The following is a 12,124-nucleotide window of genomic DNA, read 5'->3' as shown; positions in this document are numbered from 1 at the left end:
ACAGATGCTCGCGTCCACTGTGCAGTTCTCAAACAACGACCAACCACCCGTCACACACCGCCGAAGCGATGCTTTACCGGGGCCGGCAACTGAAGGCGACCAGACGGCCGTACCCTCAGATACCCAACAACGTGCCCGACACGACCGACCGTTCCCCACGTTCCACGCCGAAGCAGTACTAGTGAACAACAACCTGTCGTGCCGAATAGTCAACGTTCCACCCATGAGCAACCACCGTCGAACATTTGCCGACGTAGTGGCCTCTGACCAAGCAAGCTTGGTAAGAAGTGCTCCTTAGAAAGGAGGTGATCCAGCCGCACCTTCCGGTACGGCTACCTTGTTACGACTTCGTCCCAATCGCCAGTCCCACCTTCGACAGCTCCCTCCCACAAGGGGTTGGGCCACCGGCTTCGGGTGTTACCGACTTTCGTGACGTGACGGGCGGTGTGTACAAGGCCCGGGAACGTATTCACCGCAGCAATGCTGATCTGCGATTACTAGCAACTCCGACTTCATGGGGTCGAGTTGCAGACCCCAATCCGAACTGAGACCGGCTTTTTGAGATTCGCTCCGCCTCGCGGCATCGCAGCTCATTGTACCGGCCATTGTAGCACGTGTGCAGCCCAAGACATAAGGGGCATGATGACTTGACGTCGTCCCCACCTTCCTCCGAGTTGACCCCGGCAGTCTCCTGTGAGTCCCCATCACCCCGAAGGGCATGCTGGCAACACAGAACAAGGGTTGCGCTCGTTGCGGGACTTAACCCAACATCTCACGACACGAGCTGACGACAGCCATGCACCACCTGTATACCGACCACAAGGGGGGCACCATCTCTGATGCTTTCCGGTATATGTCAAGCCTTGGTAAGGTTCTTCGCGTTGCGTCGAATTAAGCCACATGCTCCGCTGCTTGTGCGGGCCCCCGTCAATTCCTTTGAGTTTTAGCCTTGCGGCCGTACTCCCCAGGCGGGGAACTTAATGCGTTAGCTGCGGCACCGACGACGTGGAATGTCGCCAACACCTAGTTCCCAACGTTTACGGCGTGGACTACCAGGGTATCTAATCCTGTTCGCTCCCCACGCTTTCGCTCCTCAGCGTCAGTAATGGCCCAGAGATCCGCCTTCGCCACCGGTGTTCCTCCTGATATCTGCGCATTTCACCGCTACACCAGGAATTCCGATCTCCCCTACCACACTCTAGCCTGCCCGTATCGACTGCAGACCCGGGGTTAAGCCCCGGGCTTTCACAACCGACGCAACAAGCCGCCTACGAGCTCTTTACGCCCAATAATTCCGGACAACGCTTGCGCCCTACGTATTACCGCGGCTGCTGGCACGTAGTTAGCCGGCGCTTCTTCTGCAGGTACCGTCACTCTCGCTTCTTCCCTGCTGAAAGAGGTTTACAACCCGAAGGCCGTCATCCCTCACGCGGCGTCGCTGCATCAGGCTTTCGCCCATTGTGCAATATTCCCCACTGCTGCCTCCCGTAGGAGTCTGGGCCGTGTCTCAGTCCCAGTGTGGCCGGTCGCCCTCTCAGGCCGGCTACCCGTCGTCGCCTTGGTAGGCCATCACCCCACCAACAAGCTGATAGGCCGCGGGCTCATCCTTCACCGCCGGAGCTTTCAACCCCGTCCCATGCGGGACAGAGTGTTATCCGGTATTAGACCCCGTTTCCAGGGCTTGTCCCAGAGTGAAGGGCAGATTGCCCACGTGTTACTCACCCGTTCGCCACTAATCCACCCCGAAAGGCTTCATCGTTCGACTTGCATGTGTTAAGCACGCCGCCAGCGTTCGTCCTGAGCCAGGATCAAACTCTCCGTGAATGTTTTCCCGTAATCGGGACGACACACACGAGAGCGGAACAACCGGTCGGAATAGGACCGGTCGTTCACAGCGTCCTCGCTGTGTAAATTGCCCACCGGAACCACAAGGGCCCGGCAGGACTTTCAAAGGAACCACCAACCTGCCGAAACAGGCCGGGGTATCAACATATCTGGCGTTGACTTTTGGCACGCTGTTGAGTTCTCAAGGAACGGACGCTTCCTTCGTACTCACCCTCACGGGCTTTCCTCCGGGCTTTTCCCTTCGGTCTTGCGTTTCCGACTCTATCAGACTCTTTCGTGTCCGATTCCCGGTCGAAGCGGGTTTCGCTTTCCAGGTTTCCGCTTTCGCGTTTCCCTTTCCGGCGAGTCCGACTCTATCAGATCCTCTCGGGCCTGATTCCCAGTCAGCGGGCTTGTCATCCCGGCCGTTGGGCCGTTCCGACACCCAAACCCTAGCGGAATCCTCCCGGCGATTCATAATCGCGTCTTCGAAATGAATTCCGGCATGCCGAAATCATCCCGAGTGGGAGACCGTGCAGAGTTTTGGTTGCCGCATTCGCGGCGGGATCGGCTGCCGCGGAACCGTTCCGGCCCCATGACAACTCGGAGAACTTTACGGATCGGTGCGGGACGTGTCAACCCCGCCAGGTCAAGCCGTTTTCAGCCCGACCCGTCCCGCCGCCGCGGGGGCACGCGACACCGTCGCTGCCCCTCACCGTGCTCGGATCTTCGCGTCGTCCGAGGCCCGGTGGGCGACGGCCACCCTGGTCCTGCACCTCATCGCGCTGCAGCTGCTCGACACCCCAGCCTGGGCTTGGAGACCGCTCTACGCCCTTCAGTTGCATCGCCATCGGTGCGGGCGACGACCGGACAGGCGCTGGGCATCGTCTTCGCTACGTCCGGATCCCCGCAAGCCGCCGCAACTGCCGCAGCGCCGACGCGGTGCACGGACTGCTCGTCCTCGCCCCGGCTACGGCCACCGGCCTCAAGGCAGACGGCCAGGAGGAAGCGACGCTCACCGAGCGGCTGTCTGCCAGGTGTGTGGTCGTGGTCCACTCCAGGGAGCGGGTCAGGGTGAAATGCGATTCGAGGCGCGCGGCTGCGGTCCGGCCGTGCCGGTCGAATTTCTGACTGATGAGCAAGCCGCTGCCTTCGGGGAGACATCCACGCAGCCAGAGCCGGAACAGTTCTCCTTCCTCGATGACGACGACCGGGATGCAGCGAACCGAGGAGATCTCCGCGTCCGGGTTGGGCCACTGTCGCGGCTGCCGGCGAACCGCCTGAAGATGCCGGACCGGTCCGCGCGGCTGAGCAAGCCCGGACGATCGAGCGGGCGCCGAAGCCGCGGAAGATCCCGCTGCCGACGGCGACGAGGCTGATCGCCCCGGCCCCGCGGGCCTCGGATGGCAAGCGCCCGGCGGTGCTGCCACAGCGGGAGAAGACGGCACGCGCGCTGGAGCGGGTGTCGAGATTCGGGGAAGGAGTTGGACCGGGTCGCCGAAGACGACGCGGACCCTGGACGTGGCCGCGCGGTGAGCGACAGTCGAGGAGTCCGTCCCGCGCGCGACGATGTCCGGCGTTGTGGCGATGGTCGAGGCTCTGCGCCGGAGGACGACAGATCGGCCAGGGCGACGATGCGCGGGAAGCCGGTCCTTCGCCACCACACCGTGCGACCCGTGCCTGTCGCTGCTGGGCGAGTCGAATGGCCTGGGCGCCGCCCGGGCCGGCAAGCGCATCCTCAGGCCGGTACGTCGGCTCCCGGCGCTCGCCGGGCGGCAGGTCAAGGAGCGCCTGCTGCCCCGCGAGGTAGAGGCGGAGCGGGTGCCGGCGATTGCGCCGTGTTCGGCGACGCGCCAGGCGGAGCCGTCGCCCTGGGCCCCGTAGTCGTACACCCGGGCCCGTCCGTAGCGTGAGCGGAGCAGAGTGCAGAGTTCTCAGGATGTCCTCGCTGCGTTCGGCGTCGCAGGGGTCGCGCCACGCCCCGAGTACAAAGGTCCATCCGTCGAGTTCAGGGGTACCGAAGCCCCGGGCGAAGCCGTCATAGGGGCAACGGCACCCATCACGCCATGCTCGGCATCGCCCGACTTCACAACCTCGCTCTCACGGGATAAATCTCGTCCCATACGTGACAGCCTTCAGGCGTTCACGGTCCAGGGCAGATGTGCGGGCGTGACGGCGAGCTCGGCCTGGATGCTCGACAGTGCGCTGTTCACGGACGAGTCGTCCGGCAGTGGCTGGGCCGACGCGATCACCGGGCGGCGGGACCATCTCATCGCCGGCTTGCGCCAGTTCCTCGATGCGGGGGATCCCGTGTATCGCGGGCGTATCGAAAATTGCATACGCCACCGCAACAGCCCTCCGCTTCCAATGGGAGCGTGAACCACAACGTATCCCTGTCGGCACCACCCCGCCGCACGCGCAGGATCGTGCTCCTCGGCCTGGTGGTCCTCGGCACGGCGAGTGCCATGTACGTCGTGCGGGGGCCGCTCATGATGTCCGCTCCGAGGTGCATGGCCGGGCGGTGGCACGGCTGCTTCGACACGTTCAACGGTGTGGTCCTCATGACGTTGGTCGCGCTGCCGGTCGCGGTGCTGGTGGTGTGGGCGCTGGCGCGCCGTCGGCGCGCCGCCGGCGGCACATCGGCGTGGCGGACGTCGCTCGCCGAGGTGGGCATGGTCCACGGGACGGTGCCTTTCCTCTGGCTGACCATGATGCCGGGCGCCGGGGCCGGCACCGTCCCCGGCCGGGTGAGCCTGGTACCGCTGCGGGACCTGGTCACGATGGGTCCGCTCGGGATCGTCGGCAACCTCCTGGTCTTCGCGTCGCTGGGGTTCTTCGCCCCGATGCGGTTCGCGGCGCTGGCGTCCGTGCCCCGGATCCTGGCGCTCGGGGCGGGCTGCTCGGTCCTGGTCGAAACCGCGCAGTACGTCCTGCGGCTGGACCGGGTGTCCTCCGTGGACGACGTACTGGTCAACGCCGCCGGCGCCGTGCTCGCCGCGCTGGCGTCGCGCCGCTGGTGGCGCACCACGGCGGAAGTGCCGTCGGACCAGCCTCGCCCCGCACTGGCACCGGCGGGCTGAGTCGCGTGTCCGGAGTGCACGCGTCTTTGCATACGTCGGCGACATGGTGGGCTGCTTAGGCTTCAGACATGCGCGTACTGATCGTGGAGGACGAGCCCTACCTGGCCGAAGCCGTGCGTGACGGTCTGCGGCTGGAGGCGATCGCCGCCGACATCGCCGGCGACGGCGACTCCGCCCTGGAACTGCTCAGCGTCAACTCCTACGACCTCGCGGTCCTCGACCGCGACATCCCCGGCCCCTCCGGCGACGAGGTCGCCCGGCGCATCGTCGCCTCCGGCAGCGGCATCCCGATCCTCATGCTGACCGCTGCCGACCGGATCGACGACAAGGCTTCCGGGTTCGGGCTCGGCGCCGACGACTACCTCACCAAACCGTTCGACCTGCGGGAGCTCGTCCTGCGGCTGAGGGCGCTCGACCGCAGACGCGCGTACGCCCGGCCCCCGGTCCGCGAGATCGCGGGCCTGCGGCTCGACCCCTTCCGCCGGGAGGTCTTCCGCGACGGACGCTACGTCGCGCTCACCCGCAAACAGTTCGCCGTGCTGGAAGTCCTCGTCGCCGCCGAGGGCGGGGTCGTCAGCGCCGAAGAGCTGCTGGCACGGGCCTGGGACGAGAACGCCGACCCCCTCACCAACGCCGTGCGCATCACCGTCTCCGCACTGCGCAAGCGGCTCGGCGAACCATGGATCATCGCCACGGTGCCCGGCGTCGGCTACCGGGTCGACACCCGGATGGGCACCATCGCCCCCGGCAAGGACACTTCCGACCCCGGCAGTACGCGTGCATAGACGCCCAGGGCTCAGCGCCCGACTGAAACTCACCCTCAGCTACGCCGGATTCCTCGCCGTCGCCGGCGCTCTCCTGCTGGCCGTGGTGTGGGGGTTCCTGCTGCGCTACGTACCCGACAGCCCCAAGGGCCTTCTCGGGATCTCGCCCAACCGCTACCTCCTTGTGCACACCTTCGCCCCCGCCGCGGCCGTGGCGATGGTCTTCCTGCTCGTGTTCGGCCTGCTGGGAGGATGGCTCCTCGCCGGCCGGATGCTCGCACCACTCACGCAGATCACGGATGCCGCACGGATGGCCGAGAACGGGTCGCTCTCCCACCGCATCCGCATGAAGGGCCGCCAGGACGAATTCCGTGAACTCTCCGACGCGTTCGACTCGATGCTCCGACAACTCGAGTCCCACGTCGCCGAGCAGCAGAGGTTCGCCGCGAACGCCTCCCACGAACTGCGCACCCCGCTGGCCATCTCGCGGGCGCTCCTCGACGTCGCCCGCAAGGACCCCAGCCGGGACCGGGGCGAACTCATCGAACGCCTGCACGCTGTCAATACGCGGGCGATCGACCTCACCGAGGCCCTCCTGCTGCTCAGCCGCGGCGACCGCGGCAACTTCACCCGTGAGAGCGTCGACCTCTCCCTCATCGCCGAAGAAGCCGCCGAAACGCTGCTTCCCCTCGCCGAACAGCGCCGGATCACGCTCGACGTCACCGGCGGGGCGGCCCGGACCAGCGGCTCCGCAGAGCTCCTGATGCAGATGGTGACGAACCTCGTCCAGAACGCCATCGTCCACAGCCTCCCCGCCGGCGGCACCGTGACGGTCCACACCGAGACGCACGGCGACACGAGCGTGCTGCGGGTCGAGAACGCGGGCCGTCGGCTCCCACCGGAACTGGTGCCGACCCTCACCGAGCCCTTCCGGCGCGGAACGGAACGCGTACGCACCGACGAGCACGCCGGTGTCGGCCTCGGCCTGGCCATCGTGCACAGCATCGTCCGCGCCCACGACGGGACCCTCGACCTCGTCCCCCGCCCCGCCGGCGGTCTCCTCGTCACGGCCCGGCTTCCCGGCACGCCGTAGGCATCGTCCCCGAGCGGCCCCCTGGATCGCCGGCTGAAAGTCCGGTGCAGGCCAGGGTGACTCGTGGCAGCGATTGGTCAGCGGAGCTTCGAGAGGCTCTTGGGTTCGTTCCTCAACTACGGAACAGCCTGAACGCTCTCGTGCATGGCCGGCAGCCGGGCATCGCGTCGAGCACGCCCTGTCGACCGAAGAAATGGAAGAACCTGTGGGACTGTCGGCCCATGGACAACGGCGTCCACCAGGCAACGCTCGGCATCGCCCGACTTCACAACCTCGCCCTCACCGGGGCGTTCTCGGGTGAGAGCGGGTACCCCCTCTGAGAGCTGCATTGCGTATGGCTTCGGTGTCATGACGGGCCCTCAGCCTCTTCGCCGTTCAACACGGAGACATCGAGCGCCACACCCCGGCTCGCGTGGCGGCCGGCCACCGGTCACCACCGACGACATGCTGCGCACTGTGCCGCGGCCTATCCCGAAGCCGGGTGGATCAGGGGCACCGTCCCAGATGAGCCGCTCCCGGTGTCCAAGGCGAGTGGGGACGAGGTGTTCGCCTGCCCCTGAACGGCATCAAAGCTCGCGGCAGTTGCGGTTCGCGGCCCGGTAAATGGACCGAGTGAGTGAGGTGCTTCCGACCCCTCGGGCTCATGACACGATCACGCGACTTGGTCCCGATAGCCGTACGGCGGAACGCAGTTGAAGGAGGGGGCCGATCGTTGGGGGTCGTATGAGCGTGGTGTGGGCGATGACGTCGCCGGAACCGGGACGATTCACAGCAGTTGAGAGACGTTCGGACATCAGTGACCTCTCAGTCCGCTTCAGCCAACTGCGCGCCCGCGGGCACGGATACCTCGAAGTCCGGTTGCCGGGCAGTGACTATCCTCTGCTCACCCTCGGCTTCCGAGGTGATCATGCGGTCGTCCATCTGTTCAGAGATGCAGAGAGGGCTTCTCTTCTCATGGGAGACGGCACCGCCCCCTCCGACGCCGTGGTCGACATCCCGAGCATCGACGGCCTAGCAGCGTTCGCAGGCAACTTCGTCCTGAACATCGACCGCGCGTGGCCCCTTGTGCGCAAATTTATCCAGGCGAGGCGCCCGACGATCTGGGCCGGTGGTGTCCGCTGTAGCCGCGGCCTTGTACGACAAGGCCGAGGGCCGCGAAGCCTCGCAATGGGTGTGGGTGTGGGAGCAGACGTGGCCGGTGCGCGCGCTACTCGGCATCTCCGCACGCACCTGACAGGAAGTCACGGCCGCACAGACGAAAGCCACCGACGGGGCGCCCTTACGGGAGATCACGGGCATGATCCGGCGGTGTCGCAGCTCGTGCCGTACGGCCGCGGAGTCGTGTGCCTTGTCACCCGGGATGCACTCGGGTCGCCGTCGCGGACGACCCGCCGTCCGCTACGGGCGGCCGTCGACGAAGTTGAGGGTCCGGGTGACGTCGTTGACGTTGGCCGCGGTCATGATGACGTGCAGCGGGGTGCCTCTGCCGTCGCAGATCGGGTGATGCTTGCTCCCCGCTTTCCTCCGAGCGACCGGTGACGGACCGGTCGTGGCTCCCTTTTTCGCGTGTATGTGGTCACCGTCCACACAGGCGCGGCTCCAGTCGAGTTCGCCGGCCGCGATCAGCACGCCGAGCAGAACGCGGTGCAACTGGTCGAAGACCCCGGCCCCCTGACAGCGGTCCAGGCGCCTGCAGCGACAGCGGCAGTCCGATCTCCCGCTCGAGGCCATCGAGTTCAGCGGCCTCGTACGGGTTGAACGAGTTGAACGGGTCAATCATCAAGCGGTCCCGCTACCCGCACGACAACTCGTCAGGCATCACAGGACTGTCGTACCTGCCGGTCCGTGAACGCAGAAAAGCCCCGCACCAGAGGTGCGGGGCTTTCCCGGAATAATTGTTCGGCGGCGTCCTACTCTCCCACAGGGTCCCCCCTGCAGTACCATCGGCGCTGAAAGGCTTAGCTTCCGGGTTCGGAATGTAACCGGGCGTTTCCCTAACGCAATGACCACCGAAACACTATGAAATTAACCAACACCGGACAACAACACGGCCGTTCGTTATTTCAGAACTAACACAGTGGACGCGAGCAACTGAGGACAAGCCCTCGGCCTATTAGTACCAGTCAGCTCCACCCGTTACCGGGCTTCCACATCTGGCCTATCAACCCAGTCGTCTACTGGGAGCCTTAACCCCTCAAAGGGGGTGGGAATACTCATCTCGAAGCAGGCTTCCCGCTTAGATGCTTTCAGCGGTTATCCTTTCCGAACGTAGCCAACCAGCCATGCCCTTGGCAGGACAACTGGCACACCAGAGGTTCGTCCGTCCCGGTCCTCTCGTACTAGGGACAGCCCTTCTCAATATTCCTACGCGCGCAGCGGATAGGGACCGAACTGTCTCACGACGTTCTAAACCCAGCTCGCGTACCGCTTTAATGGGCGAACAGCCCAACCCTTGGGACCGACTCCAGCCCCAGGATGCGACGAGCCGACATCGAGGTGCCAAACCATCCCGTCGATATGGACTCTTGGGGAAGATCAGCCTGTTATCCCCGGGGTACCTTTTATCCGTTGAGCGACAGCGCTTCCACAAGCCACTGCCGGATCACTAGTCCCGACTTTCGTCCCTGCTCGACCCGTCGGTCTCACAGTCAAGCTCCCTTGTGCACTTACACTCAACACCTGATTGCCAACCAGGCTGAGGGAACCTTTGGGCGCCTCCGTTACTCTTTAGGAGGCAACCGCCCCAGTTAAACTACCCATCAGACACTGTCCCTGATCCGGATCACGGACCCAGGTTAGACATCCAGCACGACCAGAGTGGTATTTCAACGGCGACTCCACAACCACTGGCGTGGCTGCTTCAAAGTCTCCCACCTATCCTACACAAGCCGAACCGAACACCAATATCAAACTGTAGTAAAGGTCCCGGGGTCTTTCCGTCCTGCTGCGCGAAACGAGCATCTTTACTCGTAGTGCAATTTCACCGGGCCTATGGTTGAGACAGTCGAGAAGTCGTTACGCCATTCGTGCAGGTCGGAACTTACCCGACAAGGAATTTCGCTACCTTAGGATGGTTATAGTTACCACCGCCGTTTACTGGCGCTTAAGTTCTCAGCTTCGCCGACCCGAAAGTCAGCTAACCGGTCCCCTTAACGTTCCAGCACCGGGCAGGCGTCAGTCCGTATACATCGCCTTACGGCTTCGCACGGACCTGTGTTTTTAGTAAACAGTCGCTTCTCGCTGGTCTCTGCGGCCACCCCCAGCTCATGGAGTAAATCCAATCACCAGTGATGGCCCCCCTTCTCCCGAAGTTACGGGGGCATTTTGCCGAGTTCCTTAACCATAGTTCACCCGAACGCCTCGGTATTCTCTACCTGACCACCTGAGTCGGTTTAGGGTACGGGCCGCCATGAAACTCGCTAGAGGCTTTTCTCGACAGCATAGGATCATCCACTTCGCCACAATCGGCTCGGCATCAGGTCTCAGACTCATGTGTGACGGATTTACCTACCACACGCCCTACACCCTTACCCCGGGACTACCACCGCCCGGGCTGGACTACCTTCCTGCGTCACCCCATCGCTTACCTAGTACAAGTCTGGTTCGTCGGCTCCACCACTACCCTCAACTCCGAAGAGATCGGGCCGGCTTCACGGACTTAGCATCGCCTGATTCAGTATTGGGCGTTTCAAAGCGGGTACCGGAATATCAACCGGTTGTCCATCGACTACGCCTGTCGGCCTCGCCTTAGGTCCCGACTTACCCTGGGCAGATCAGCTTGACCCAGGAACCCTTAGTCAATCGGCGCACACGTTTCTCACGTGTGTATCGCTACTCATGCCTGCATTCTCACTCGTGAACCGTCCACAACTCGCTTCCGCGGCTGCTTCACCCGGCACACGACGCTCCCCTACCCATCCCAGCAGGCGTTGGCCCTTAACGCTGGAATGACACGACTTCGGCGGTACGCTTGAGCCCCGCTACATTGTCGGCGCGGAATCACTTGACCAGTGAGCTATTACGCACTCTTTCAAGGGTGGCTGCTTCTAAGCCAACCTCCTGGTTGTCTCTGCGACTCCACATCCTTTCCCACTTAGCGTACGCTTAGGGGCCTTAGTCGATGCTCTGGGCTGTTTCCCTCTCGACCATGGAGCTTATCCCCCACAGTCTCACTGCCGTGCTCTCACTTACCGGCATTCGGAGTTTGGCTAAGGTCAGTAACCCGGTAGGGCCCATCGCCTATCCAGTGCTCTACCTCCGGCAAGAAACACACGACGCTGCACCTAAATGCATTTCGGGGAGAACCAGCTATCACGGAGTTTGATTGGCCTTTCACCCCTAACCACAGGTCATCCCCCAGGTTTTCAACCCTGGTGGGTTCGGTCCTCCACGAAGTCTTACCTCCGCTTCAACCTGCCCATGGCTAGATCACTCCGCTTCGGGTCTTGAGCGTGCTACTAAAACGCCCTATTCGGACTCGCTTTCGCTACGGCTTCCCCACACGGGTTAACCTCGCAACACACCGCAAACTCGCAGGCTCATTCTTCAAAAGGCACGCAGTCACGACCCACATCCGAAGATGTGAGCGACGCTCCCACGGCTTGTAGGCACACGGTTTCAGGTACTATTTCACTCCGCTCCCGCGGTACTTTTCACCATTCCCTCACGGTACTATCCGCTATCGGTCACCAGGGAATATTTAGGCTTAGCGGGTGGTCCCGCCAGATTCACACGGGATTTCTCGGGCCCCGTGCTACTTGGGTGTCTCTCAAACGAGCCGTCAATGTTTCAGCTACGGGGGTCTTACCCTCTACGCCGGACCTTTCGCATGTCCTTCGCCTACATCAACGGTTTCTGACTCGTCTCACGGCCGGCAGACCGCAAAAGAGAGATCCCACAACCCCGCATGCGCAACCCCTGCCGGGTATCACACGCATACGGTTTGGCCTCATCCAGTTTCGCTCGCCACTACTCCCGGAATCACGGTTGTTTTCTCTTCCTGAGGGTACTGAGATGTTTCACTTCCCCTCGTTCCCTCCACACTGCCTATGTGTTCAGCAGCGGGTGACAGCCCATGACGACTGCCGGGTTTCCCCATTCGGACACCCCCGGATCAAAGCTCGGTTGACAGCTCCCCGGGGCCTATCGTGGCCTCCCACGTCCTTCATCGGTTCCTGGTGCCAAGGCATCCACCGTGCGCCCTTAAAAACTTGGCCACAGATGCTCGCGTCCACTGTGCAGTTCTCAAACAACGACCAACCACCCATCACCCCACCCTTACAGGTGAGTTCACTGGGGCCGGCAACCGAAGGAACAGACTCAAACGAGCCCGTACCCTCAGATACCCAACAACGTGCCCGACA

General features: G+C 63.4%; 6 protein-coding genes and 3 rRNA genes. 4 read left to right on the top strand and 5 right to left on the bottom strand.

The genetic code is table 11. The features are described 5' to 3' along the window. Positions 1-298: 298 nt before the first annotated feature. Together OG878_RS21355 and OG878_RS21350 are read right to left on the bottom strand one after the other, a co-directional pair. A 16S ribosomal RNA gene (locus OG878_RS21355) occupies positions 299-1,824 on the bottom strand. Between the two features lie 2,135 nt (positions 1,825-3,959). Further along, positions 3,960-4,097 (bottom strand): hypothetical protein, encoded by a 138-nt coding sequence (locus OG878_RS21350; protein WP_328888259.1) that lies wholly within the window; start codon positions 4,095-4,097, stop codon positions 3,960-3,962. A 102-nt stretch (positions 4,098-4,199) separates the two neighbouring features. Here OG878_RS21350 and OG878_RS21345 point away from each other — a divergent pair, with 102 nt between their 5' ends. The 4 genes from OG878_RS21345 to OG878_RS21330 all read left to right on the top strand — a co-directional run bounded on the left by OG878_RS21345 (position 4,200) and on the right by OG878_RS21330 (position 7,995). Continuing rightward, a complete protein-coding gene (locus tag OG878_RS21345) occupies positions 4,200-4,904 on the top strand; it encodes a VanZ family protein (RefSeq protein ID WP_328888258.1) in 705 nt (234 codons plus the stop codon). Between the two features lie 68 nt (positions 4,905-4,972). Beyond that, positions 4,973-5,689 (top strand): response regulator transcription factor, encoded by a 717-nt coding sequence (locus OG878_RS21340; RefSeq protein ID WP_328888257.1) that lies wholly within the window; start codon positions 4,973-4,975, stop codon positions 5,687-5,689. Next, on the top strand, positions 5,682-6,761 hold the full coding sequence (locus OG878_RS21335) for a sensor histidine kinase (protein ID WP_328888256.1): 1,080 nt from the start codon (positions 5,682-5,684) through the stop codon (positions 6,759-6,761). The genes OG878_RS21340 and OG878_RS21335 overlap by 8 nt, the downstream gene beginning before the upstream one ends. Positions 6,762-7,869: 1,108 nt before the next feature. Then, positions 7,870-7,995: a hypothetical protein gene (locus OG878_RS21330; RefSeq protein ID WP_328888255.1), complete on the top strand. Its 126-nt coding sequence runs from the start codon at positions 7,870-7,872 to the stop codon at positions 7,993-7,995. A gap of 164 nt (positions 7,996-8,159) precedes the next feature. Here the strand turns inward: OG878_RS21330 and OG878_RS42320 are convergent, their stop codons facing one another. The 3 genes from OG878_RS42320 to OG878_RS21315 all read right to left on the bottom strand — a co-directional run bounded on the left by OG878_RS42320 (position 8,160) and on the right by OG878_RS21315 (position 11,977). Continuing rightward, positions 8,160-8,411 (bottom strand): transposase, encoded by a 252-nt coding sequence (locus OG878_RS42320; protein ID WP_443049138.1) that lies wholly within the window; start codon positions 8,409-8,411, stop codon positions 8,160-8,162. A 247-nt stretch (positions 8,412-8,658) separates the two neighbouring features. After that, positions 8,659-8,775: ribosomal RNA gene (gene rrf, locus OG878_RS21320) — 5S ribosomal RNA — on the bottom strand. A 79-nt stretch (positions 8,776-8,854) separates the two neighbouring features. Continuing rightward, a 23S ribosomal RNA gene (locus OG878_RS21315) occupies positions 8,855-11,977 on the bottom strand. Between the last annotated feature and the right edge of the window lie 147 nt (positions 11,978-12,124).

Origin of the sequence: Streptomyces sp. NBC_00316 (assembly GCF_036158715.1) — a bacterium.
Classification (GTDB): domain Bacteria; phylum Actinomycetota; class Actinomycetes; order Streptomycetales; family Streptomycetaceae; genus Streptomyces.
This window is presented reverse-complemented; position numbering and strand designations above follow the sequence as displayed.

Excerpts from the sequence above, each read along its gene's own strand:
- OG878_RS21350 (WP_328888259.1), bottom strand. The coding sequence starts at position 4,097 with ATGAGATGGTCCCGCCGCCCGGTGATCGCGTCGGCCCAGCCACTGCCG.
- OG878_RS21340 (WP_328888257.1), top strand. The coding sequence starts at position 4,973 with ATGCGCGTACTGATCGTGGAGGACGAGCCCTACCTGGCCGAAGCCGTG.